The sequence below is a fragment of the Ureibacillus xyleni genome (assembly GCF_900217795.1).
GTDB classification, from domain to species: domain Bacteria; phylum Bacillota; class Bacilli; order Bacillales_A; family Planococcaceae; genus Ureibacillus; species Ureibacillus xyleni.
Map to the genome: position 1 here is coordinate 38,688 of NZ_OBMQ01000005.1, position 25,288 is coordinate 63,975.

A 25,288-nucleotide genomic window follows, 5' to 3' on the forward strand; every position below is an offset into this window, starting at 1 on the left:
AGACAGTCCAAACACAATGGGCTGTCTTTTCTTTTATAATTAGACCTCATAATTTGTCGAAATATATTCCCCAGAAAATAAAACTATGCATCGATGTTCCTATATTGCAATTCAGTGTTATCTGATTGTAACCTCAGCTTAAACGTTGTAACACTTTGTTTGATATAATGGAGTGTGGGGTAGTATAATGCATCGAAACGTAAAGCATGATAGAGTTAATAATAGGAAAAATTAAACTTAACATACTTAACTATAGATAGAGAAAAGAGAAGGAGACAAATTTATGACAAAAACGATATTAGTTGTGGATGATGAAAAGCCGATTGCAGATATTTTGCAATTCAACTTAGTAAAGGAAGGGTATCAAGTAATTTGTGCTTATGATGGTGATGAGGCGCTAGAAAAAATTGAAGAATCTCAACCAGATTTAATGCTACTTGATATTATGCTTCCAAAACGTGATGGCATGGAAGTTTGCCGTGAAGTTAGAAAAAAATACGACTTTCCCATCATCATGTTAACTGCAAAAGGATCGGAAATTGATAAAGTGCTCGGACTAGAAATGGGAGCAGATGATTATGTGACGAAGCCTTTTAGTACGAGAGAATTAATTGCACGAGTAAAGGCAAATATGCGTCGTCTTAAAGTATCAGCTCAAGTAGAAGAAACAAAAGAAGAGTCAAATGATATTACTGTAGGTGCCTTAATTATTCAACCTGATGCTTACATCGTGTTAAAACGCGGGGAAGCCATTGAATTGACTCACCGCGAATTTGAATTACTTCATTATTTAGCGAAACATATTGGACAAGTAATGACACGAGAACATTTATTACAAACGGTATGGGGTTATGATTATTTTGGGGATGTTCGCACAGTGGACGTTACAATTCGACGTCTCCGTGAAAAAATTGAAGATAACCCAAGTCATCCAAACTGGATTGTGACGCGCCGTGGGGTAGGTTATTATTTACGGAATCCTGAACAGGAGTAATGTAAATGCATAAAGTTAGCTTTTTTAAGTCTATCCACGTAAAACTTGTACTCATCTATGTTTTACTCATTATTATTGCATTACAAATCATTGGTCTTTATTTCTCTTCAAACTTAGAAGAGAACTTAAAAACGAACTTTCAAGAGTCGATAACGCAAAGGATTGATTTAGTTCAATATAGTATCCGAGAAGAGATGCAAAAGGACCGGGATGAAACAACACCGTCTTTAGAACAAAGTTTGAACGTCATTTTGCGAGAGTTCACCACAAGTGATATTAATGAAATTCGGATAGTAGATAACCGGAACAAAGTATTAGCGACATCCGATATTGATAATCAAGCCATTGTTGGACAGCGATTTAATCATGATATTATAACAAAATCAATATCAGCTGAAATTTTCCAAGATGAAATTGCTCTTGACGAAGACACAAGAAAGCGCGTTTGGGTTTTAGCAACACCGATTATAAATGCACTCGGTCCAAACAAAGATGTTATTGGTGCCATTTACCTTGAGTCAAATATTGAAAAAGTATTTGAACAAATGAATGATATCAATCGGATTTTTGCTGTTGGTACTGCGATGTCCCTTGCAATTACTATCGTTCTTGGCATATTGATTGCCAAAACCATTACAAAGCCGATTTTAGATATGCGTAGGCAAGCTCAAGCGATGTCTAGAGGGAATTTCTCGCGTAAAGTTCGTGTCTATGGAAATGATGAGATTGGGCAGTTAGCAATTGCATTTAATCACTTAACAAATAGACTACAAGAAGCAACATCTACAACCGAAGCTGAACGGAGAAAATTAGCATCAGTTTTAAGTAACATGACGGATGGAGTTATCGCAACAGATCGTAAAGGGAAAGTCATATTAATTAATGACCCTGCGTTAAACTTTTTAAATGTTACACGTGAAACAATGTTAAACCGACCAATTGCTTCAGTACTTGGTGTAGATCAAGAATTTAGTTTTGAAGACTTAATTTATATGAAGGATTCACTTAATTTAAATTTTAGTACGCAAGAAGAGCCGTTAATTTTAAGAGCAAATTTTTCTGTTATTCAAAAGGAAACTGGATTTGTAAATGGATTAATTACAGTGTTACACGATATTACGGAGCAAGAGAAAATCGAAATGGAACGCCGGGAGTTTGTAGCAAACGTTTCTCATGAATTGCGTACTCCTTTGACTACGATGCGAAGTTATTTAGAAGCATTAGCAGATGGGGCATGGCGTGATGAAAATATTGCACCATCCTTTTTAAATGTCACACAAACCGAAACAGAACGAATGATTCGATTAGTCAATGATTTACTGCAATTATCGAAAATGGATAGTCGAGATTATAAATTGAATCGGGAGTTTGTAGAATTTAATAAATTTTTCAATCGCATTATTGATCGTTTTGAAATGTCAAAGTCTCAAAACGTAACATTTAGTCGCTTTATACCTGAAACATCATACTTTGTAGATATTGATACAGATAAACTGACACAAGTAATTGATAATATTATCTCTAACGCACTCAAATATTCACCAGATGGAGGAAATATCCGATTTGGTTGTACCATTCAAGATAATATGTTGAAAGTAATGATTTCTGATGATGGTATGGGGATTCCAAAAGAAAATGTAAACCGCATTTTCGAAAGGTTTTATCGCGTAGACCGAGCTCGTTCTCGTGCAATGGGGGGAACTGGTTTAGGTTTAGCTATTGCAAAAGAAATGATTGAAGCACATGGCGGGAAAATTTGGGCAGAAAGTGAGGAAGGTGTAGGCACGACAATCTTCTTTACGTTGCCATTTGAATTAGATGAGGCGGGTGATTGGGAGTGAAATATGTAGAACAAGTTAAATCAATTATTCTAACATTCCTTGTTGGTTTAAGCCTAATTTTAACTTTTTCAATATGGAGCTATACACCACCCTACCAAGTTATTGAAGAATCACAAGTTGAACAAATTACCGTTGGAGAACATAAGACCCTTGAAAAAGTGATTCAGCCTTACCGTATTTTATTAAGCAATGAACAACAGTTTTCTGGCACTATATCATCTACTTTAATAGATAATATAATGACTACTTTATCAAATGTAAGAGCAACTGAACTAAATTTTATTCAAAGTAACCTATCGAACGAAAAAGTGAATTCAATGATTGGTGCAAATAATCGAATCACACTGTTTTTTGCAGCAGAAGTGCCGATTAATACATTTAAATCCATTGTAGAATTTACTCAAAGCGAGTTACCAGAGATATCCTTTAGCCACCTTATCATCGATTGGAGTAAATTTAATCAATCCAATACATTGCAACTTCTTTTTGTAAGTGAACAAAACCGAACGCTTTACACAACGGATATTGCATTGAGTAATGACTATTTTAACTCTACTTTTAATGATGTATTCAAACATGCCATTGCCTTTGAAGAAGTAAAGAGAAACAATGAACTTTCTTTATATGTTCCGTCTAACTCAGTAGAGTTAATGAAATATACCTACTTTATTGACGAAGTATCCCCTGAAAGATTTAAAGAAATTTTATTTAAAGATACAAATATTGTGAAGAAAACAATCGAAAGTGCTACATCGTCAAAGTATAATGATGGGATGTCTTTTATGACGTTGGATACTAAAACAAGGATTATTAACTACGTGTACCCGACTTCTGAAAGTATTAATGATATTAAAGGGTCAACGTTATTACAAGAAAGCTTTGATTTTCTAAATGAGCATGGTGGATTAACAGGAGATTATCGGTATGTGTATCGAAATATTCCGAAGCATATTACAGAATATCAATTATTCTTACAAGGTGTACCGGTGTTTAGTAACATCACATCGACTCGAATAGCAACAACATGGGGAGACAATCAAATCTTTAGCTACCGAAGACCATATTATAAACTTGATATGGCAATTCCTTCAGAGAAAGTAATTAGACAATTGCCATCAGGTGTGCAAATTTCAGAATGGATAGAAGATATACACGAGGTTGATGAATTAATGATCGGTTATTATTTAACCGGAAGTGAAATTGATGATAAATTATATACGTTAGAGCCAAGTTGGTTTGCCATTCGGGATGGTAGTTGGACACGTATTACGCCATCATTAGGAGGGGTTGGATATGGATTGGAGTAAATCAAAATCTATATTCATCGTAGTGTTTCTAATATTGAATGTTTTCCTATATTCTTTATACTTAAACCGTCACACAGAAGCACAATTGGTAGAAGTGTTAGGTGAAAAAACTATTGAAGCACAACTCCAAGATGACAATATTACTTATGGAGTTTTGCCTACCAATATAGAAAAGGCCGCCTATATTTCCGCAACTGTGAAAAATTTTGAAGAAGAAAATATCGTCATACAAAATGCACAAAGCATCATTGTTGAAAATAAAAATAAATTGATTGTTACATTAAAAGAACCAGTGAAAATTAGTAATCTGGATCAGGAAGAAAACTATCGAAACTTTCTTCAATTTCAAGTTTACGAAGGTGCCTCCTATTCATTATGGAAAGTTGACCCGGAAAATGGGAAAGTTACATTTTTTCAACGATTGAATGATCGGAAAATCTATTATAATATTAACGGTGTTCTCACAATCTTTTTAAACGATAAAAATGAAATAATCGGCTATGAGCAAACTTTACTAGATAATATAGAAGAATATAATAAAGAAAAAACACTGCTACCACCTATTCAAGTAATTCAAGCACTTTATGGAAAACGTTTGTTAAAACCCGACTCTAAAATTACTGAGATGAAATTAGGTTATTCAACTCTTGTTCAGCTTAAGACACAAGTATTTGTTCCAACGTGGGAAGTCCGTGCCACAACTCAAGACAATATTCATGAAGAATATTTCGTTAATGCTGTAGAAGGAAAAGTAATTGATGTTCAACTAGATGCTACAAGAGTTGAGGCAGTAGAAACAGAAGTAGAAGATGTAAAAGAAGTTGATGAAGAATAGGGAGTAATGTTATGCGATTTAGTGTTTTAGCAAGTGGTAGTACTGGAAATGCTATCTATGTAGAAAATGATGAACATGCATTTTTAGTTGATGTCGGTTTTAGCGGCAAAAAAATGGAGCAACTGTTTGCTAAAATTGATCGTGACATAAAGAATTTAAGTGGGATTTTAGTGACTCATGAACATAGTGATCATATAAAAGGGCTTGGAGTTGTCGCGCGGAAATATAAAGTGCCGGTTTATGCCAATGAAAAAACATGGCAAGCAATGGAAGGTCACATCGGAAATATTCCAACCGAGCAAAAATTTATATTTAATATGGAAACAGTTCAATCCTTTGGGTCATTAAATATTGAATCCTTTGCCGTTTCACATGATGCAGCTGACCCAATGTTTTATGCTTTCCATGAAAGTGACCGCAAACTTGTTGTCATTACGGATACTGGATATGTTAGTGACCGGATGAAAGGAATTATTCGTGGTGCCGACTCCTTTGTTTTTGAGTCGAACCACGATATCGGTATGCTTCAAATGGGTCGTTATCCATGGTCGGTTAAACGCCGAATTTTAAGCGATGTTGGACACGTTTCCAATGAAGATGCAGCAATTGCGATGAGTGAAGTGGTATTTGAAAAACCGACTCAAATCTATTTATCTCATTTAAGTAAAGATAATAATATGAAAGATTTAGCCCGTATGAGTGTTTCACAAACATTACAATCATGTGGAATTATCGCTGGGGAATATGTTCATTTACATGATACAGATGCAGAGGAACCCACTCTTTTAGTAACTGTTTAAGAAGAAAGGTATGCCGTAATTTGGCATACTTTTTTTAATTTTGTTTTATTTCATTTTCATGTAATTTTAATCTTTAGTTTGTATCATAATGACAACAAAAGGAAGAAAGGATTGGTCATATGAGTTACTATAATAATGATGATGAACATAAACAAAACGAAAACGAATCAAGTTCCTCCTATTCCCCATTACAAGAACGATTAATGCGTGATGAAGAGGAAAATAAAAAAAGAGCAAATAAGAAAAGCGGAGGAAGCAAAGCAGGTTACTTTTTTAGTGGTTTAGCGGGTGTGATTGTCGGAGCACTAATAATGTGGTTACTACTTCCTTCCATGGTTGGGCAACTCCCAAATGCCAATAATAACAAGGCGGATAATACGACAACAATCACACAAACAGCAACAGAAGTAACAACAGATATTACTTCTGCAGTTGAAAAGGTATCTGATGCTGTTGTAGGGATCACAAATATCCAAGAAGTAACAGATTTCTGGAACCAACGCTCACAAGAACAAGAAGCTGGAAGTGGGTCTGGTGTTATTTATAAAGTGGAAGATGGAAAAGCCTTTGTTATTACGAACTACCATGTCGTTGAAGGGGCTAAACAACTAGAAGTAACACTAGCAGACGGTACGAAAGAGGAAGCAACTCTTGTAGGAAGCGATATTTGGACAGACTTAGCGGTTGTCTCAATTAACAGTAAAAATGTTGATACAGTTGCACAATTCGGTGATTCAGAGGCAATAAAACAAGGTGAAACTGTTATTGCGATTGGGAACCCACTTGGATTAGACTTTTATGGTTCCGTTACAACGGGTGTTATTTCAGGAAAAGATCGTGCGGTTCCTGTTGACTTAAACGGAGATGGCACGGAAGATTGGGAGACAGAAGTTTTACAAACCGATGCGGCTATTAATCCCGGAAACAGTGGTGGCGCGTTAGTAAATATCTCAGGAAACTTAGTAGGCATTAACTCAATGAAAATTGCTGAATCAGCTATCGAAGGATTAGGCTTCTCCATTCCAATAAATACGGTCATCCCGATTGTAGAAGAGTTAGAACGAAATGGTGAAGTACGTCGCCCAACAATGGGAATTGGTTTATTAGACTTAACTGATGTTCCTGCATTCTATCAACAACAAACGCTCCGCTTACCAGAAGAAGTAACAACAGGTGTTGTTGTATCAGAAATTGTTCAAGGTTCTGCAGCCGATAAAGCAGGTGTAAAACAATATGATGTTATTGTAGAAATGGGCGGAGAGAAAATTGAAAACTCCATCGATTTACGTCAACATCTATACAATAAAACAGATATCGGTGACACACTTCCAATTAAAGTGTATCGCCAAGGGAAGTTAGTTGAGCTACAATTAACATTAACTGAAGGAACGAACGTATAAAGAACAACATCTGTGGAAAACTATAAGTTATCAACAAAGAGTTAAGAACAACGAGTAGAGGAGGAAAAGCCTATTCTTCCCTACTCGTTTTTTGTTTGTTACAATGGTTTGTGGATAACATATACACATTTGTGAATAAGTCTGTGGAAAATTAAAAATGAGAAGGGGTCTTTTTATATGAAAGTATACAGCTGTGAAACCCATATAAATCACGCTTTAGACATGCTAGTTGCAGAAACAAAGGAGTTCCCGATTATGGAACAACTAAATGATGAAGAAAAGTTATCCACAAATTGTTCTTACTGTGAACAGCAAGCAACATATATTGTATCAAGTAAATAACTTTACACAATATATAGAAAAGTTATGTGGATATGTGGATAACTTTTGTGGATAACTTGTTTGTAAATGAAATATGAAGGTGGATAAACTGTATATATTGAAATTTTCTAACAAGAATGAAAAAAGAGTGATAAGGTTTAGGCATTTTTTACTTGAAATTTAAAAATATGTGGATAAAATTTATGAATGCAATGTAAAGGTGGACAAGTTGTGAATATCACCATAATCTCAGTGGGAAAATTAAAAGAGAAATATTTAAAAATGGGCATCGAAGAATATGTAAAACGATTAGGTGCCTATGCAAAAATGGAGTTAGTGGAAGTACCCGACGAAAAAGCCCCAGAAAATTTAAGTGAATCCGAAATGGAGATTGTAAAACGAAAAGAAGGGGAACGAATTTTAAGCAAAATTAGTGACGGCACACATGTGATTGCCCTTGCTATTGATGGAAAAATGAAATCCTCTGAAGAAATGGCAAGTGGTCTAGAATCCCTTATGACATACGGCACAAGCAAAATTGTCTTTGTTATTGGCGGATCGCTTGGCTTACATAACGATGTACTAAAACGCGCGGACGAAAAACTGAGCTTTGGCAACATGACCCTACCTCACCAGCTGATGAAGTTGGTATTAGTAGAGCAGATTTATCGAAGCTTTCGGATTATGAAGGGTGAACCGTATCACAAATAGGTAATGGTTAGGCTTAAAATATAACCCTTTCATAAGGAGAGGGACTGCTTTAGTATCATTATGTAGGCTTGGATCAGTAGGATCCAAGTCTTTATTTGGAATGTGGGCTATGAAGGAAAAGTAAATATTCTGTAGTTCTTTTTTACTTGCATCTATTCTTTCAATAGAAGCAACAAGGAGTTGTCTAAACTCCATAACCGATAAATACTCTTTTAGTTCGAGAAACTCCTGAAGCTGTAATTTAATGAAATCAGGTGTTACGGTATTGAGATTTACATTTACAGAAGTATGCTCATTACTTGCTTCTTGCATTAGCTCTTTTGTTTTGTCTATTTCTGACCGCAATTCACTCATCCGCTGTTTTGCTTCTTCCACTGTGTAAACTTCTGACTCTACTAAATCCTGAATACGTTTTTTTCGATTTTCAAGTTCCTTAAGCCTTTTTTGAAGAAGTTGATACTCTGAAGATTGATTATTAAAGTTGGAGTGTTTCCTGATATTAGCATTTATTTCTTCTGTAATTCGTTCAATTATACTATCAGATAATAAGGCGTTCTGTAACCTTTTAAAAACTTCTTGTTCAATCCAATCGGCATCAATTAAATTCGGACTACATACAGTTAGTCCCTTATTATGATACATCCCACACGCATAGTAGCGTTTTTTCGTACCATCCTTGCGTTTTGCTCCATATAGACTTGTCATATATGCTCCACATTGTGGGCATTTTAGGATAGATGTTAGTGGAAAAGTACCGCTATACTGTCTTGGCGTTCCTGTTGCACGTTGCTTTCGGATAAGCTGTGCTTTATCCCAGGTATCCTCTTCAATGATTGGCTGATGGTTCCCCTTAGTTAAAATATACTCAGTATTTTTCCCTTTTCGTCGATTAGTTTCCCAATTTACATATTGATTAAAGCGGATATAGCCTTTGTAAATAGGATTATCAAGGATAATAGAAACAGTGGAAACAGAAAAAGTATTCCCTTTCTTTGTACGTTTGCCAATTTTGTTCAAGTAATTGGAGATTCTTTTCGTTCCCCATCCTTCGTGAACAAATTTATTAAAAATAATTCTTACGGTTTCAGCTTCTTCGGGTACTAACACTAATTCTTTATCAACCGTCTCGTACCCTAACACCTTGCCCCCATTGAATTTTCCATTTCTGGCCCTTTGTTTCATGCCCATTTGAACGTTCTCCGCTAATTCTTCACGTTGGTATTGGGCTACAGATGCCAAGATATTAAATTGAAGATTGCCATGGGGAGTACCATATTCCCCTTCTTTTATACTTATAAAGCGAACCTTTGCCTTGTGGATTTCTTCCACTATTTTTAGAGAATCAGATAGGGAACGGCTAAGTCTACTAACTTTATAAGTGATAATAGCATCTAATTCACCATTATCTACATCTTTTAACATACGGTTCAAATCAGTTCTTCTTTTTGTACTTTTTGCACTAATACCTTCATCAATATAGACTTTAATAATTATATCTTTCCCAAACATTTTATGAGCAAGTTGAGTTCCCTCAACCTGCTGTCCTTCTAATGAATAGCCTTCTTGGGCTTGCTTGTCTGTAGATACTCGAATATAAAGACCAATAACCATGTTTCTTTCCATAATTAAGCACTCTCCTTTTGTAATTGATGTTTTTTTGTAATAGCAATCATAAGAAGTTCAGCAATGATGTTAATACTGTCTGATTGATCTTGTTCTTGTAAAATAATTGATGGATTGGACTGAAAGTTGGTAGAATTCTGTTGAAGTGTGTTCATAATGGGGGAACCTCCTTTAATTTTTGGGGAAATTGTACGGGGATTAGGGTGTACAACTGTTGACTATAGTATATGGATTTCCAGATTAAGATTGGTATAAAAATTTTATACTTTTTTGATGGGGGAATAAGAACGTGAAAGATTATGCTTTTATAAGGAATATAACCAGTTATCTATTGCATGGAGTTTCAGAATACATAATAGAAAAATTGCATATAAGCAAAACGGATGTTTTTCAGCATGGTCTATCAGCAGAGGAATTAGATAATATATCCTCATTGGTTAACCAAAATTTGGAGGGCAGGGCTTCACTTGGACAGTTTATAAACGAAATGCTTTATAAGGTTCAAATGACACAGCAAGAGCTTGCGGATAAAGCAGGGTTTTCAAAGGCTTATATCAGTCACTTAATCAATGGTAGAACAAATCCACCAAAATATAAATTGATAAGAATTGCTTTTGCTATGAAGCTAACAATCGAGGAAACAAACAAACTCTTAAAGATTAGAGGATTTTCGTTTAACACATCGTTAAAGGATAAAATTATTGTTGCTTGTATGGATTTAGAAATATATGACTTAATTAAAGTAGAAGAAGCATTGAATATAGTAGCTGATGCAAATGAATCGCTCTATGATTGAATGATAATATGTATAAAAAGAAAAGTGGCAGTCCGTAGGACTGCTGCTTTTCTTTTTGAATAAAAGCTAAATAGGCAACTAAAACAATATAGAACCAATTTTGCCTTTATCAACTATTGACAGTTTTCTAAAATAAATAAGAATCTCCCAAACCCTCCTATAACACATTGTTAATCGCAATGTGTCAAGTATTCCTTTAAATAGGTTGGGGTCGGGAAAATCTTTTTACAGTCCAGAGTAGATTGACATTAGGTTTTACCATTCCCGCTAATTTTTCCAAAGGAGATGATAATTTATGATTCATTCTGTTGAAATCTTACTGCCAGTTACGTATGAAGAGGTACAACAACTTTTTAAACACAATAGAATAAAAGCAGAAGCATACGAAAAATTTGGAGCGGTCGTAAAAAAACTATCGCAAAATGTAAAAAAAGAACACCCAGGTTTTTCATATACATGGCTTTCTTCAATTGGTAAAGGCTTATGGAATGTTCATTTAAAAGTAGATATTGTAAAACTACTTAGGAAAAGTGAAATTACAGAAAAAGACTACCCAAGAGTTGAAGCTCTCATTAGGAAATTTCTGATTTCTCAATTTGGACATTCATCGCATTTTGACGAGCATGTTCTAACAAGAATTGATTATAAACTGGATGTAGTCATACCTAATAAAAATCACAAGAAGTTGATTTTTCACTTATATGAGAAGTACACAGAGAGATATCGCTTCAAGGAAAAAATTAAATGGGGCAAAGATGAACAGGGTAAGCCCTTAAAATATGAAACTTCCCAATATCACAAATGCAAAAGTATAGAGTTTATTATTTATTCCAAGGAAGAGGAACGCATTGCAAAAGGTGAAGAGATACAGACCTATGAGAAAGATGTAGTTCGCTTCGAGTTAAGGCTAAAAAATGATCACTTAAATGCTATGAAGAGAAATGATGGCAAAGGCAAGAATAGAGTAAAAAAGTTGTCTGAATACTTTAAAGCAGACCTTTACCGAGAATATATGATTAATCATGTCACACCAATTATTAGAAAGGGGGATTATTATAAAATTACGAAGGCAGAGAAGATAATTGACGATAGTAATTTTTCAAGAAAGAAAAAAGAAAAACTTCGTTCATTCCTCGTTGATGTTAGTAAAAATGGAATTGATGCCCCGAAACAATATCTTTCAAAACCCACTTACAGAAAATATCTCCAAGATTTAGAGGCAATAGGAATAAATCCAATCCCCATCCCGAAAAACCGCAAAGATTTCCCTAACTTCATGCGAAATCCTTTTATTCTATAACCTCCATTTTCAGTTTTCCAATTATTGTAGACTATAGGCTAATGTAATTTGGTAAAATAGCAATATACGAGTGATTTCTTCCCCAAGTTTATTCCGCTTGGGAGTACATAAAGATGAAAAGGTGATTTTATGTTGAATTTTCAAGAGAAAGTAAGTTTTATTTGGTCGATAGCAGAAATATTAAGGGGACCGTTCAAGCCAGACGACTATGGTAAAGTCGTTTTACCAATGGCAGTTTTACGTAGATTTGATTGTGTATTAGAAGAAACAAAAGATGCGGTTCTACAAAAGTATGAGCAGTTTAAAAACTTACCAGAAGAATCACGAGATGAAATTCTAAATCGTGAAGCAAAGCAAAAATTTAGTAACATCAGTAAATATGACTTTTCCAAGCTTTTAAGCGATGCCGATAATATTGCTGACAATTTACGTGATTATATAAACGGTTTTTCTAAGACAGCAAGGGACATCATTGAGTATTTTGATTTTGATAAACAGATTGAAAAAATGGAACGTAACGATTTGCTATATCTCGTAGTTAAGCGTTTTAGTGAAATCGACTTGCACCCTGAAGTAGTATCTAATGTAGAAATGGGATATCTCTTCGAGGAGCTAATCCGTAGATTTTCGGAACACGCAGAAGCTGGGGATCACTACACGCCAAGAGAAGTCGTAAGGTTGATGGTCAATCTTTTATTTCTTGAAGACGAGGATATACTAACAAAATCTGGTATTACGCAAACGTTGTATGACAGTTGTGCGGGTACAGGTGGTATGGGTTCAGTAGCTCAAGAGTATTTAAAAGAGCTTAATCCAACAGCTGAATTAGAGTTCTTTGCTCAAGAAATTAATGAAGAATCGTATGCCATTTGTAAAGCTGACATCCTAATTAAAGGGGAAGAAGCAAGAAACATTCGTTTTGGAAATACATTATCAAATGATGCGTTTTCTGATATGAAATTTGACTATCTGATTACGAACCCTCCTTATGGCGTGGAATGGAAGCCAGCAGAAAAGGCAGTAAAGGAAGAGTATGAAAACTTAGGCTTTAATGGTCGTTTTGGAGCGGGACTGCCTCGTATTAGCGATGGACAACTTCTCTTTTTACAACATCTTGTATCCAAAATGAAACCTGTTACAAAAGATAATCCGAAAGGTTCTCGTCTTGCTATTATCATGAATGGTTCTCCATTATTTACAGGTGATGCAGGAAGTGGAGAAAGTGAAATACGCAGGTATCTAATCGAAAATGATTTGGTAGAAGGAATAGTAGCAATGCCAAACGATTTATTTTACAATACGGGCATTTCAACATACATTTGGATTTTAATAAACAATAAAAATCCATTACGAAAAGGGAAAATCCAGCTCGTAAATGCGGTCCATCTATACCAAAAAATGAAAAAGAGTATGGGGAACAAACGTAATGAACTGTCAGAGGAACATATCCATGAGATTGTGAGAATGTATGGTGATTTAAAAGAAGGCGAACACGTTAAAATCTTTGATAATGAAGATTTCGGATATCACAAAATTACTGTGGAGAGACCGTTACGCCTCAACTTTAAAATTGACGAAGAGAGAATAAACAGACTCTATGACCAAACGGCATTTGATAACTTATCAAAGTCAAGGAAAAAAGGCGAGGCAGGGTTGAAAGAGATAGAGTTAGGAGAGCAACAACAAAGAAACATCCTGGAAGCACTTTTATCCATCAAATCAGATGTTCTCTATAAAAATAGAGAAGAATTTACAAAAATGCTTAAAAAGTTGTTTAAAGAGAAGAATATAGCGATTAGTTCACCTTTACTTAAAGCTATCCTAAATGCTTTATCAGAAAAAGATGAAACAGCTGACATTTGTAAAGACAGCAAAGGAAATCCTGAACCAGATACCGATTTACGTGATACAGAAAATGTACCATTGAAAGAAGATATTCACGAATACTTTGAACGAGAAGTAAAGCCACATGTGCCTGATGCTTGGATTGATGAAAGCAAGACAAAGGTAGGTTATGAAATTCCGTTTACTCGCCATTTCTATCAATATACTGCACTAAGAAGTTCTGAGGTCATTAAGGAAGAGATTAAAGCGTTGGAAGAAAGCATCTTAGAGAAGTTGAAGAAGGTGATGGGATGAAATCCATGACAAGAGAATATAAAAATAGTGATATTGAATGGTATGACAGTATACCTTTTTCATGGAAGAAGGTAAAAATCGGATGGTTGTTTAATTTAATTGCAAGCGGAACAACGCCTCCATCAAATAATAACATTTACTATGATGGTAGTATACCTTGGTTAAATACAGGGGATCTAAAGGATGGGGAAATAGAATCGACAACGAAAACAATTACCGAAGAGGCTATAAAAGAGTATTCAACATTAAAATTATATCCAAAAGGTTCGTTAGTAATGGCTATGTATGGTGCGACTATCGGAAAATTAGGCATTACAAAGTTTGAAACAACTACTAATCAGGCTTGCTGTGTAATGGCTCAACCTATAAATACAAATAGTAAATTTATCTTTTATTGGCTAATGGGTAATAGAAAAGAAATTATTAACCTATCGCAAGGTGGAGGGCAACCAAATATAAACCAGAATATTATTAAAAATCTCAAGTTATATCTACCGAATCATGATGAACAACAAGCGATAGCCAAATACCTTGACCAAAAAACATCAGAAATCGACTCTCTCATTGCCGATAAAGAAAAGCTAATTGAATTGCTCGAAGAAAAACGTCAAGCCATTATTACCGAAGCTGTTACAAAAGGATTAAATTCAAATGTAAAGATGAAAGATTCAGGTGTGGAATGGATTGGGGAGATTCCTGAGCATTGGGAGAAATTAAGAATAAAAAATGTGGCTTCGATTTCTGGCAGAATAGGCTTTAGAGGATATACTACACAAGATATTGTTGATGAAGGTAATGGTGCAATAACATTAAGTCCTTCAAATATACAAAATGGAATGATGTATTATGATAAAGTAACATATATTTCATGGGATAAATACTATGAGTCACCTGAAATAATGCTCAAGGAAGGTTATCTTATATTTTGTAAAACAGGTTCTTCATATGGGAAAGTAGCAATTTTAAAGGATTTATATGAACCGATGACGATAAATCCTCAGTTAGTTGTGATTAAACCTTTTTCTATATTGCCTGATTATCTTTATTATGTGTTAGAAAGCGAACTTGGAAAAGTCCAAGTTGAGTTGATTGTCGGTGGTGGAACTATGCCTACTATTAACCAAGAAGATATTATAACGATGATAGTTACATTCCCTCCATATGAAGAACAGAAACAAATAGTTGAATTTCTTAATAACAAATTAGAAGAAATTCTAACTACGATTACTGATATAAAATTGCAAATAAATAAACTCAAAGAATACCGCCAATCTCTCATCTATGAAGCTGTCACAGGAAAAATTGATGTGCGGGAGTATAAAAAAGTATTGTCATAAGGGGTGAGAGAAGTGGTGATTGATGCAACAGAAAAAGGTTTTGAAACGAATATTGAAAGTTGTTTAGTGCAATCAGGCTATGTAAAAAGGCAACTTACAGGACAAGCCTTAGAGGTTTTTAAAAAGTATGCAATTGATACCGAAGTCTTATTTCAATTTTTAGAGGCAACACAGGCAAAATCACTTGAACGTTTGCAAAAAGCATATAAAGACCAATATAAGTCTAAGGTAATTGATCGTCTTCATAAAGAATTAGATAAACGTGGGATGATTGACTGCCTTCGTCATGGGATTAAAGACTATGGTGTAACGCTAAAGTTAGCCTATAACAAGCCTGTTAGTTCCATGAATCGCACCTTGATTGAGCAGTATGAACAAAATATTTTCATAGTAAGTCGCCAAGTTTATTACAGTAGTAAAAGCAACAATAGTATTGATATGTTAATTTCAATTAATGGATTACCTATTGCTGTGTTGGAACTGAAAAACCAATTAACAAATCAAACGGTAGAAAATTCGAAAAAGCAGTTTATGAATGACCGAGATCCGAGAGAACTGCTCTTTCAATTTAAAAAACGAGCGATTGTCTTTTTTGCAGTGGATACTGATGAAGTGTATATGACAACACAGCTTAATCGAGATAAGACGTTTTTCTTGCCATTCAATCGTGGGAATAATGGCGGAAAAGGTAATCCTATCGTTTACAATGATTATCGAACATCTTACCTATGGAATGACATTCTTCAAAAGGATAGCTTGTTAGATATTCTTTTCCGTTTTGTCTATGTCAATCAAGAAGATATTCAAGACTCGTCTGGTGAGATCATTGATAAAAAGGAAACGGTTATATTCCCTCGTTATCACCAATTAGATGTTGTTCGAAAGATTGAAGATGATGTGAATGAAAAAGGCGTTGGGCAAAACTATTTAATCCAGCATTCCGCAGGTAGTGGCAAAACAAATAGTATTTCATGGCTTGCCCATCGTCTTGCAAAAGTTCATGATGAGGAAGACAATGCCGTATTTAGCAGTGTTATTGTTATTACAGACCGAAGAGTATTAGACAAACAGCTTCAAGATGCCGTTTATCAATTAGAACATAAAGCGGGAATGGTTGAAAAAATAGATAAAGATTCTTCTCAATTAGCGAATGCTATTGGTAATGGGACAAGAATTATTATTACAACATTACAAAAGTTCCCTTTCATCATTGAAAAGGTTGGGGATTTTAACAAAGGTAAGTACGCAATTATTATTGATGAAGCCCATTCCAGCCAAGGTGGGAAAGCTTCTACGGCTATGACGAATATTTTATCTGACAAAACGTTAGAGGAAGCCCTCGAAGCTGATCGAATTGCTGAAGAAAATATGGGCGATATGGAAGAAAAAATAGCCGAAACTATTGCTAAAAGTGGAAAGCAAGATAATATTTCATTTTTTGCCTTTACAGCAACACCAAAGCCAAAGACAATTGAAAAGTTCGGCACATATGATGCTGACGGGAAACCGCATGCTTTCCATGTCTATACAATGAGGCAAGCAATTGAAGAAGGCTTTATTTTAGATGTGTTAAAGAATTACACAACCTATAAAACATTTTATAAGGTAGCAAAGAGTATTGACGATGATCCTGAAGTGGCAAAGGGGAAAGCCACCAAGCAAATTGCTAAATATGTATCTTTGCATCCACACAATATCGCACAAAAGACCGAAATCATTATTGAACATTATCGCCAAGTGACAAGGCATAAAATTGGTGGTCGAGCAAAAGCAATGGTCGTAACAGGGAGTCGTCTTCATGCAGTAAAGTACAAGCAAGCTTTTGATAAGTACATTAAAGTAAAAGGGTACGATGACTTAAAGGCAATTGTGGCATTCTCAGGTACTGTTCAAGATGGCGGTGTTTCTTATACTGAACCTGATATGAATGGTTTTGGTGAAAAGGAATTACCTGATAAGTTCCACCAAGATGAATATAAAGTATTGTTGGTTGCTGAGAAGTATCAAACAGGATTTGACGAGCCTCTGCTTCATACAATGTATGTAGATAAGCCTCTTGATGGGATTAAGGCTGTTCAGACTCTATCTCGATTAAACCGTACTTGCAGAGGAAAAAACGACACCTTTGTCCTTGATTTTGTTAACGAAGCAGAAGATATTCAAAAAGCTTTCCAGCCATATTACGAGGTCACAGGATTAGAAAGTACAACAGATCCTAACCTTTTATATGACTTACAACAAGAGTTAGATGCGTGCCAAGTTTATACCGAAGAAGAAATCAATCAAGTGTGTGAATTAGAGTTTAGCGGGAAGAAAAAGACAACGAAGACGCAGGAAAAATTAAATTCAATTCTTGATCAAGCTGTGAATCGCTTTAATAAAGATTTAACCCAAGAGCAAAAAGACGATTTTAAAGGAGCTTCGACAAAATTTATTCGAACATATTCTTTTATCTTACAGATTGCTCCGTTTGCTGATATTGACCTGCATAAATTATATGTTTACTTAAACTATTTACTTAGAAAGTTACCGAAGAACGTATCGGAAAATGTTTATTTAGCAGATGATGTAGCTCTTGAATATTACCGTAATGAAAAGGTGTTTGAGGGTAGCATCTCATTACAAGTTCAAGGGGAAACAGAACTAAAGCCAACTTCTCATGGGAAGGGCAAAAGCGTTGAAGAGGAAAAAGAACGCTTATCTTCTATCATTGATCGTTTGAACGAACGCTTTGGTACGGAATTCACTGAAACGGATAAACTCTCCAGAGATCAAATTAAAGAAGATATGATTAAAGATGAAGACTTGGCTCAAAAGGCAAAGAACAACACGAAAGAAAACTTCAAATTTAGTTATGAGAAGGCATTTATGGATTTTGTCATTTCTCGTATGTCCCAAAACGAGAAATTCTTTATGAAAATGCTTGAAAATAACGACTTCAAGACTTTGATTATGGAAGATATGTTTGAGGAAGTATATGAAGGATTAAGACAATAGAGCCACAGTAAACTGCGGCTCTATTTGCTGTACTTTTCCATAAATTCAAGTAGACTCTGGGCAATTAAATCCTGAACAGTAAGGAAAGGGTAGTCTTTCTTGCAAAATTCAATAAATTGCTTGTGAATGTCATTATTCATTTTAATGCTTTTGTTCTCAAACTTTGCATTGTTGGAATATACACGTTCGTCTAATATAAGCATTTTGTTCCCATATTCATAGTCGGAAATCATTTTTTTAAGGATGTCTTGATTATCTTTAATAAAAGACAGTATATTATCTGTGGCACTTTCGTTATTACTCACTACCATTGTTTTATCTCTTATGAATTTATAAAACTTGTTATCTCGTTGAATATAAACATAATCGCCCCGTTGCATTTCTTTACCAAATGAACTCCCTGGTACTCCAATTTCTTTTGCGACTTCCGAATAACTACGTGTTTTTAACATTTCATTGATAATATCAACCCTCTCGTCAGGGTGAGTGCTGTAAAATTGCTCTTTATTCATCTTTGCTACAACCCCTTTCTCAAAGTAATTTTTTTATTATAGATTTTTATACTTGGAAATATTCAAATGCTCACGAAAAATTATTTTAGTAATGTTATATATTTGTAGGCAAAATCTATGATAATAGAGAATTTGAGAAACAGGTTTTCTATATGAAAATATTAGGAAGGTGAGAGAATTGTATAATGAAGAATTATTTATTGAGGGTTTTGCGGATGAATTACGTAGGAAAAGAGAACAGCAGTCTTTAAGCTTAAATCAACTGTCAAAAAAATCAACTGTTAGTGCTTCTTTTATTATGCGGATAGAAAAGGGAGAGAGAACAAATGTCAGTATTGAAGTTTTATTCAAGCTTGCGAATGCATTATGCATCAATATAGTTCAACTACTTGAAAATAGTCAGAAAAATTAACAAGGTAACTATTTTGAAGACGCTCATGTCGACTATAAAGGACATGAGTGCTTCTTTTGACTATAAAAGACAGAATATTTTGACAAATGTTCATATTCCCTTTATACTATGGAAGTTGAATTTCTGGGAGGGGTGAGAATGAAATCGAAAGGAATAGTCAAGAGAGTGAAAAAGCCATCTTTTTGGGGGAACCACGAAGAGAAAGTTCCTTTAGAACTAAAAGAATGGGTACTTAATCAATACTTTAGTCAAGGCTGGTTATATATTTACTGCGATAGCTCATGCAGTAAATTGAATCATGGGATGTCTGTTGCTTGTACATACGTAGGTAATGGTTCTGTGATGGTGACACAACAATTAGTTTATTCACCAGCGGATGTTTGTGGGAAAAATGTGTTTGGAGAACTTAAATCTGTCATTTTTGCCCTTTTAAATTTTTCTAAGTACATAGAAACAGCACACAAGGGTGTAACTATATATTCTGATTTGGATGACATTGAAATGTTGCTATCAAAACAGATTGTATTTAAAAAAATTGACACACTAAAAACGGTACAAAATGAATTGATTGATCTTTTTGTAAAAATGCAAACCGAAAATCCAGAATTAACGATAGAGGTAAAGTATTTGACAAGACAATTTAAAAAACATAATCCCTTTATGAAGGCATCACATAATGCGAGCAGAAGATTATTAAAAAGAAGTTAATAAATTGGAGGAATAAGATGAGCGATATAAATGTGTTTAGAACACAATTATGTGGTACAGAAGATGCCACTAATATAGAAATGGCAATTGAGAATATTATCAAAGAGGTTAATTGTTTAAACCAATTATTAATTTTTGATAAAAGCTATGAATTAATCTACTTTGAGGATGATGTATACAAACATTTAAAATGCCTGTCTATCAAAGAAAAGAACAACCTTATTAATAAACTGTTGAGAATCTATTTTAGGGAAATTGACACAGCTTAACAGCTTAATAAGGTAGTGTGTTTAAATAATATGGATGACTTTTTTGAAGATGGGTATTTGTCGTACTACAAAATAAATATGAGCCATAAATAAAGGTGTGAGCTTTGTATGAGTATAATCAGACCTAAAATAAGATAACACAGGACCTATCACAACAGGAATGAAATAAGTTTTTGGAACGAAGCAATCCTAATTCAAATGAGGGAATAGAAGGATGAAAAAAGGAAGGAACTTGTAAGTATTTTGCTAACAAGTTTCTTCCTTTTATAAAACATATGTTCTTCTCTGTGTTAAAATAAAAGGAGCGTACCAAAGGGTTGGGAATATCCTCAAGACCAATGGGGCTCCTTAACTATCGTTATTATTATTTGGTATACTTTAGATATTATATACATGTTCCAGGTGAAATGTCAACGAAAAATTTCGGGGGTGAAATAAGTGGAAAGGCAATTAAACAATATAGATATACTGCAATATGGGGACTTTAACTCAAATCAAGTATTTTTTATTCAACGTTGGATTGAACTTCTCAATATACATACTCATAGTAAATATGCTGTAAGATATTTGAATACTCATCAAGCTCTAAAAGAGTTAAATTATGTTTGTAAAGAAATGATTGAAGGTAACATAAAAAGGAATGATAATCATCTTTTTATTGTTTTTGAAGAAGTGAAGAAAGTTATTAATGGTGATGAAGTGCTTAAAAAGAATGCAGTTTCATATTCAAGAATTTTAGAAAACTCTCTTCAGAGAGCCCCAAAAGCAGAAAACATCACAAAGCTTTATTCAATTATTTATCAAGTTGAATATGTTATTCGATATATAGAAAAGCATTACTTGACATGGGTGATCACTGAAATAGACGGTTTGCTGTCAAATAGTGAAGAGCGGTTCGCAGAAATAGAAAATGCTATGCAAACCTTAGCGAGTGAACTGATGGGAAGGGGATGGTCCGTAGATGAATTATATTTGTCTGCCTTCGAATCATTATTGACAGCTGAGGATAGTGTTAGTAAAAAATTTGAAAAGTTTTTTAGTAAGTTGAGTAGTGAACCACTGCCGTTTGTATTTTTATTCTCAGTAAAAAAGGATTTAGCAAAAGGTACAAAATCAAGGTTAGTTGAATTGAAATTAGAATTTTTATCTGGTCAAGAAGTATTGAATACTTATTCTGACTATGAATTAGAAAATCATATTTCTAAGAATAAAGAGTATGTGAGGGTAGTATATGATTCCTTAGATGCCTATTCTGGTGTAAATAATGCTTGGCAAAAAATTGTCGGAAAATTAGATATATTAAACTTCTATGGGTTTCCTATTCCAGATTTTGATACGTCACCTATCATACTGTTACCCGATTCTCCTAAATACTTGCGAAATGTTGAAGTAGATTTGTCAACTAAGAAAAGAAAATTCAGGGCTCCAGATTCTATGATGAATAGAGTTCTAAATCAACTTGAGACTGGGGATAAAGAGGTTAATAGGAAGTTGAAAAGCTTATTTGAGTTTACAAGAATAAGTGATGAATCTCTGTCTCCTCAATCTACATTCATAAACCTTTGGATAGGCATTGAATCTTTTGTTCATTCAAGAGAATTTGACGGTGGTATAGAGAATGTAAAAATGTTTGTTTCCGCCTTTTCAACTCATAACTATATTTATAGCCTAATTAAGAATTTTCTTGAAGATTGTAATCGTTGCGATGTGGAAATAATCTATAAAGAACGAAACTATAAAATAGGAAAACTGACTCCACAAGATGCACTATCTCTTTTTTGGAATGAAGAGTTTCTCAATAATATGACAGAAGAGTTTAAAGATCATAATATCTTGCTATCTTACAGACTTAGAGAGCTCTGCAATATATTAAAAGATAGTAAAAAATGTGCAACCCTTCTTGAACAGCATAAAAAGAATGTTCAGCAACATGTTCATAGGTTGTATCGAATAAGAAACTCGATCGTACACTCTGGTCAAATGCAATACAATAATACAAATTTATTCTCAAAACATTTATATGAGTATATAGAGTATGCTATGTCTGTTGTCATGCATCGCTTAGAAGAAGATTCATCTGCAAGTTTGGAGCAGATTTTTGCACAAGTAAGAGATAGTGTTGATACTACCATTGAAACATTGAGTAATAGTAGACTTTTAGATCAAGACACATACATTAATCTTTTATTAAGAGGTGCTTTCTAAAACTGGATCATTCATTTTCTACAGAGTTGTACAAGCAGTTATCAAACAAACTCGATAACTGCTTGTGGGGAAAGTGAAATTTCGACTGGCTTTGTATCTTAACCATTGCCTTTAGATTGATACGGTGAACCGTACCATAAGTAAGTATGGTTTTCTATTTAAGATCACTAATACTGTAAAATAGTTGAATAATTTCCCCTTTAATAGCAGCGTAGTGTGTAAAATTATACTACGCTGTTTTATAATATATATGAGTGATATTGAAAAAATTGGTAATACACTATTGAACAATTGTGGCGTAAAAAATAGGTTTGTCTCAATCAGGGATAACCATTCGATGGGGTGAATTTATGAAAGAGAAAATAATAAGGTTAGATAATAATATTTTCTTAAATTATCTATACTCGGAGAAAAATGCACCTACCGTTTTATTTCTCCACTTTAGTGGTGGGACATCACATATGTGGAATGGTATATTTCCGTTATTTCAAGAACATTACCAACTTATTGCCCCAGATTTTCGTGGTCATGGTAAATCTAGTCGCCCTATGAAAGGGTATCATATTGAGGATATGGCAAATGATATATTCCTCCTGTTACAACAATTGGAAATTCCAAATTGTCATGTTATTGGAAGTTCATTAGGGGCTGAAGTAGGTGTCTGCCTTGCTTCAAAGTATCCGGATTTTGTTCTATCTTTAACATGTGAAGGGGCTTTGTATAATGAGTTTGGCGAATATGGAATCTTTAATGGCAGTATTGAGGAAATAGAAGATGAAAAGTCAAAAATTAAACTAATTTTAGAAAAAAGAAAACTGAATACTTATAGCTCATTAGAAGAGTTTATATCAAGTGAAAGGGCCATTTTCGATAAACACGGAATTTGGAACTCTCATGTGCACCAATTTTTATCTAGTTGTGCAGAACGATTAATAGACGGCTCCTATGTTAGTCACTATAAAAATGAAGTAAGAATTGAATATATTCAAAAATACTGGGAAGTAAAATTCGAGGAATATTACAAAAAGGTTGTGTGCCCCGTTCTCTTTATGGTAAGTGAAGAAGAGTCGAATAATGAGAAAATAAGAAATAGTTTAACCTACTTTAGGAGCTTAATTCCTTTATCAGAGATTAATCAAACTAAGGGATCAATACACGCTTATGTTTGGATGCAGAAGCCTGATGATGCTGGTAATGTAGCTTTTAAATTTATACAAAAATACTATTCAATCTAGTTAGTAGATAAGTAGAAACAAATATACATTCCACTTAGGATAGTTGAAGTAAGCACAATAGTACTGCTTTAATCAGAACACCGTTGCATAAAAAATACCACAGTATCAATTACTGTGGTAAAATCCTAATTTAATAATTTCATGCACTTATTACAAAGGCTTAAAAAAATCTAGAGCGGTCGTGCATTCATCGATGTGGAACCACTCCACAAAAGTATTTCGCCAAACCGATGAGGTGACTCTCCTACTTTCCAATTATAGCCCAGTTCCCCTTTTAATAGTTCGATCGGGTAATCCTTATCTTTCGTTTGGCGCCACTTGCCCTTAATTACTTTACCTTCAATTAAACTATTCCATACATAAGTGCCATCACTCTGGATGATTAGTCCACCATTCAAGGCGCCAATGCTTGTCGTAGTAATATAATAATCCTTCGTTTCTAAAGTTGCGGTTGAGCTTGGGGCATACACTTGATACGTATTGAACAAGTGAGAAACATCTCCTGGATTAATGGTGAATTTAATCTTCCCCTTTTGCCCCTCTCCTGGGATGGTCCATGTCCCACTTAAGTGATTCACATCTGTCATTTTCACGGTGATTGTATTTGCAGGAAGTTCGGTCACTCTACCATTCTTATCTGTTCTACTAACTTGGGAGAATACAAGCTTATCACCTTGCACTTTTCCCTTAATGGTATCAACAAAACCATATACCACTTCATCCCATGTTATTGTTCCTTCAAACGTGCCTGCGTTTTCATTATAGTTATTAAAAGCAATAAAAAAGTAATCTCCATACGCATGTCCGTCTTGAAGAGATGCGCCGTAATTTGATTTGCCTGATTTTAAGATAGTCTTAATATCATATTTAACAAGCGTTCCTTTCAAAAATTTCCCCTTCACACTTTTTCCGTTTGCTAATAGCAATGTCCCACTGCCTTCGAATTTCCCATTCTTGAAATCCCCGGTATATTTTTTATAAACAGAACCCTTTGGAAAAGTAAGTGTTCCTTTTCCATTTGGAATTCCCTTTATAAGCTGGCCAACATACAAGGCTCCACTTTTGTATTCCACAGTATCCTTATTAGATGCTGCTTCTACTTTCGTTGAGTTAACGGACCAGTACACTGCCGTTGAAAGCAACAAACCCAAAATAAGTAAGATGTTAACAATGCGTTTCACTTCAATCACCCTCTCAGATATATTAACCTTACTTTTATAACGCAGCATGTCCTACTAAATTACATTCAGGTAGGATAAGGGAAAATTACACACCAATTCTCTCTTTATTTTGGTAATAAATTCCTTTAAAACAACTATATGTATAGTTAACTGAAAATTCAATCAGATAAAGTGGCATTTCTGTGAATCATTCTTATATGGGCTACACATTTTGAACTAATAGACTTTTAGAGAAGAAGTTATTTGAATCAATAACAATAGCGAATATTACGAAACTCTTTATCAAAACCATATTTAGTGCGTATAAAGAAAATATGTAATCAATAAAAAGCCACTAAGCTTATACTCAGCGGCTCATATTATTT

22 protein-coding genes are annotated in these 25,288 nt (G+C 34.3%); 18 read left to right on the plus strand and 4 right to left on the minus strand.

Annotation, left to right across the window (positions count from 1 at the left end; all coding sequences use genetic code 11):
- The first annotated feature begins 283 nt into the window (after positions 1-283).
- The 8 genes from yycF (at position 284) to rlmH (ending at position 8,209) form a co-directional block, all read left to right on the plus strand.
- Positions 284-994 (plus strand): response regulator YycF, encoded by a 711-nt coding sequence (yycF, locus tag CRO00_RS08725; protein WP_097073307.1) that lies wholly within the window; start codon positions 284-286, stop codon positions 992-994.
- A 5-nt stretch (positions 995-999) separates the two neighbouring features.
- Positions 1,000-2,835, plus strand: a complete 1,836-nt coding sequence (gene walK, locus CRO00_RS08730) for a cell wall metabolism sensor histidine kinase WalK (protein ID WP_097073308.1) — start codon at positions 1,000-1,002, stop codon at positions 2,833-2,835.
- Positions 2,832-4,142 (plus strand): YycH family regulatory protein, encoded by a 1,311-nt coding sequence (locus CRO00_RS08735; protein ID WP_237658373.1) that lies wholly within the window; start codon positions 2,832-2,834, stop codon positions 4,140-4,142. Before walK ends, CRO00_RS08735 begins: the two co-directional genes overlap by 4 nt.
- The gene (locus CRO00_RS08740; protein ID WP_097073310.1) at positions 4,129-4,977 is read left to right on the plus strand and encodes a two-component system regulatory protein YycI; all 849 of its coding nucleotides are present in this window, start codon (positions 4,129-4,131) and stop codon (positions 4,975-4,977) included. The genes CRO00_RS08735 and CRO00_RS08740 overlap by 14 nt, the downstream gene beginning before the upstream one ends.
- 11 nt (positions 4,978-4,988) lie before the next feature.
- On the plus strand, positions 4,989-5,777 hold the full coding sequence (locus CRO00_RS08745; RefSeq protein ID WP_097073311.1) for an MBL fold metallo-hydrolase: 789 nt from the start codon (positions 4,989-4,991) through the stop codon (positions 5,775-5,777).
- 119 nt (positions 5,778-5,896) lie between these two features.
- Entirely contained in the window at positions 5,897-7,177 is a 1,281-nt protein-coding gene (locus CRO00_RS08750; protein WP_097073312.1) for a S1C family serine protease, read from the plus strand.
- 177 nt (positions 7,178-7,354) lie between these two features.
- Entirely contained in the window at positions 7,355-7,519 is a 165-nt protein-coding gene (locus CRO00_RS08755) for a CxxH/CxxC protein (RefSeq protein WP_097073313.1), read from the plus strand.
- Between the two features lie 210 nt (positions 7,520-7,729).
- On the plus strand, positions 7,730-8,209 hold the full coding sequence (gene rlmH, locus CRO00_RS08760) for a 23S rRNA (pseudouridine(1915)-N(3))-methyltransferase RlmH (RefSeq protein ID WP_097073314.1): 480 nt from the start codon (positions 7,730-7,732) through the stop codon (positions 8,207-8,209).
- Here the strand turns inward: rlmH and CRO00_RS08765 are convergent.
- Together CRO00_RS08765 and CRO00_RS20120 are read right to left on the minus strand one after the other, a co-directional pair.
- Entirely contained in the window at positions 8,150-9,832 is a 1,683-nt protein-coding gene (locus CRO00_RS08765; RefSeq protein WP_097073315.1) for a recombinase family protein, read from the minus strand. The genes rlmH and CRO00_RS08765 overlap by 60 nt on opposite strands.
- Before the next feature lie 2 nt (positions 9,833-9,834).
- Positions 9,835-9,987, minus strand: coding sequence for a hypothetical protein (locus tag CRO00_RS20120; protein WP_161946645.1), 153 nt, complete (start codon positions 9,985-9,987; stop codon positions 9,835-9,837).
- A gap of 134 nt (positions 9,988-10,121) precedes the next feature.
- On the opposite strand from CRO00_RS20120, the gene CRO00_RS08770 reads away from it, so the two are divergent.
- From CRO00_RS08770 to CRO00_RS08790, 5 genes are all read left to right on the plus strand, one after another.
- Positions 10,122-10,628 (plus strand): helix-turn-helix domain-containing protein, encoded by a 507-nt coding sequence (locus tag CRO00_RS08770; RefSeq protein ID WP_097073316.1) that lies wholly within the window; start codon positions 10,122-10,124, stop codon positions 10,626-10,628.
- A 295-nt stretch (positions 10,629-10,923) separates the two neighbouring features.
- On the plus strand, positions 10,924-11,928 hold the full coding sequence (locus CRO00_RS08775; protein WP_097073317.1) for a hypothetical protein: 1,005 nt from the start codon (positions 10,924-10,926) through the stop codon (positions 11,926-11,928).
- Between the two features lie 129 nt (positions 11,929-12,057).
- The gene (locus CRO00_RS08780) at positions 12,058-14,067 is read left to right on the plus strand and encodes a type I restriction-modification system subunit M (protein WP_097073318.1); all 2,010 of its coding nucleotides are present in this window, start codon (positions 12,058-12,060) and stop codon (positions 14,065-14,067) included.
- A complete protein-coding gene (locus CRO00_RS08785) occupies positions 14,064-15,404 on the plus strand; it encodes a restriction endonuclease subunit S (protein WP_097073319.1) in 1,341 nt (446 codons plus the stop codon). The genes CRO00_RS08780 and CRO00_RS08785 overlap by 4 nt, the downstream gene beginning before the upstream one ends.
- 12 nt (positions 15,405-15,416) lie before the next feature.
- Entirely contained in the window at positions 15,417-18,401 is a 2,985-nt protein-coding gene (locus CRO00_RS08790) for a type I restriction endonuclease subunit R (protein ID WP_097073320.1), read from the plus strand.
- A 20-nt stretch (positions 18,402-18,421) separates the two neighbouring features.
- Here the strand turns inward: CRO00_RS08790 and CRO00_RS08795 are convergent, their stop codons facing one another.
- Complete coding sequence (locus tag CRO00_RS08795) at positions 18,422-18,913, minus strand: hypothetical protein (protein WP_097073321.1); 492 nt, start codon at positions 18,911-18,913, stop codon at positions 18,422-18,424.
- A gap of 178 nt (positions 18,914-19,091) precedes the next feature.
- Here CRO00_RS08795 and CRO00_RS08800 point away from each other — a divergent pair, with 178 nt between their 5' ends.
- The 5 genes from CRO00_RS08800 to CRO00_RS08820 all read left to right on the plus strand — a co-directional run bounded on the left by CRO00_RS08800 (position 19,092) and on the right by CRO00_RS08820 (position 23,742).
- Positions 19,092-19,325: a helix-turn-helix domain-containing protein gene (locus tag CRO00_RS08800; RefSeq protein WP_161946646.1), complete on the plus strand. Its 234-nt coding sequence runs from the start codon at positions 19,092-19,094 to the stop codon at positions 19,323-19,325.
- Positions 19,326-19,463: 138 nt separating this feature from the next.
- Positions 19,464-20,033, plus strand: coding sequence for a hypothetical protein (locus CRO00_RS08805; RefSeq protein ID WP_097073323.1), 570 nt, complete (start codon positions 19,464-19,466; stop codon positions 20,031-20,033).
- Between the two features lie 17 nt (positions 20,034-20,050).
- Entirely contained in the window at positions 20,051-20,302 is a 252-nt protein-coding gene (locus CRO00_RS08810) for a hypothetical protein (protein WP_097073324.1), read from the plus strand.
- Positions 20,303-20,740: 438 nt separating this feature from the next.
- Positions 20,741-22,507 (plus strand): hypothetical protein, encoded by a 1,767-nt coding sequence (locus tag CRO00_RS08815; RefSeq protein ID WP_097073325.1) that lies wholly within the window; start codon positions 20,741-20,743, stop codon positions 22,505-22,507.
- 350 nt (positions 22,508-22,857) lie between these two features.
- Positions 22,858-23,742 (plus strand): alpha/beta fold hydrolase, encoded by an 885-nt coding sequence (locus CRO00_RS08820; RefSeq protein WP_097073326.1) that lies wholly within the window; start codon positions 22,858-22,860, stop codon positions 23,740-23,742.
- Between the two features lie 170 nt (positions 23,743-23,912).
- Here CRO00_RS08820 and CRO00_RS08825 read toward each other — a convergent pair whose 3' ends face one another.
- Positions 23,913-24,923, minus strand: coding sequence for an MORN repeat-containing protein (locus CRO00_RS08825; RefSeq protein WP_161946647.1), 1,011 nt, complete (start codon positions 24,921-24,923; stop codon positions 23,913-23,915).
- Positions 24,924-25,288 lie beyond the last annotated feature (365 nt).

What these genes read in the sequence shown, in the direction of transcription:
- yycF (WP_097073307.1), top strand. Translation starts at nt 284, where the DNA reads ATGACAAAAACGATATTAGTTGTGGATGATGAAAAGCCGATTGCAGAT.
- walK (WP_097073308.1), top strand. Translation starts at nt 1,000, where the DNA reads ATGCATAAAGTTAGCTTTTTTAAGTCTATCCACGTAAAACTTGTACTC.
- CRO00_RS08740 (WP_097073310.1), top strand. Translation starts at nt 4,129, where the DNA reads ATGGATTGGAGTAAATCAAAATCTATATTCATCGTAGTGTTTCTAATA.
- CRO00_RS08745 (WP_097073311.1), top strand. Translation starts at nt 4,989, where the DNA reads ATGCGATTTAGTGTTTTAGCAAGTGGTAGTACTGGAAATGCTATCTAT.
- CRO00_RS08750 (WP_097073312.1), top strand. Translation starts at nt 5,897, where the DNA reads ATGAGTTACTATAATAATGATGATGAACATAAACAAAACGAAAACGAA.
- CRO00_RS08755 (WP_097073313.1), top strand. Translation starts at nt 7,355, where the DNA reads ATGAAAGTATACAGCTGTGAAACCCATATAAATCACGCTTTAGACATG.
- CRO00_RS08765 (WP_097073315.1), bottom strand. Translation starts at nt 9,832, where the DNA reads ATGGAAAGAAACATGGTTATTGGTCTTTATATTCGAGTATCTACAGAC.
- CRO00_RS20120 (WP_161946645.1), bottom strand. Translation starts at nt 9,987, where the DNA reads ATGAACACACTTCAACAGAATTCTACCAACTTTCAGTCCAATCCATCA.
- CRO00_RS08775 (WP_097073317.1), top strand. Translation starts at nt 10,924, where the DNA reads ATGATTCATTCTGTTGAAATCTTACTGCCAGTTACGTATGAAGAGGTA.
- CRO00_RS08780 (WP_097073318.1), top strand. Translation starts at nt 12,058, where the DNA reads ATGTTGAATTTTCAAGAGAAAGTAAGTTTTATTTGGTCGATAGCAGAA.
- CRO00_RS08785 (WP_097073319.1), top strand. Translation starts at nt 14,064, where the DNA reads ATGAAATCCATGACAAGAGAATATAAAAATAGTGATATTGAATGGTAT.
- CRO00_RS08795 (WP_097073321.1), bottom strand. Translation starts at nt 18,913, where the DNA reads ATGAATAAAGAGCAATTTTACAGCACTCACCCTGACGAGAGGGTTGAT.
- CRO00_RS08805 (WP_097073323.1), top strand. Translation starts at nt 19,464, where the DNA reads ATGAAATCGAAAGGAATAGTCAAGAGAGTGAAAAAGCCATCTTTTTGG.
- CRO00_RS08810 (WP_097073324.1), top strand. Translation starts at nt 20,051, where the DNA reads ATGAGCGATATAAATGTGTTTAGAACACAATTATGTGGTACAGAAGAT.
- CRO00_RS08820 (WP_097073326.1), top strand. Translation starts at nt 22,858, where the DNA reads ATGAAAGAGAAAATAATAAGGTTAGATAATAATATTTTCTTAAATTAT.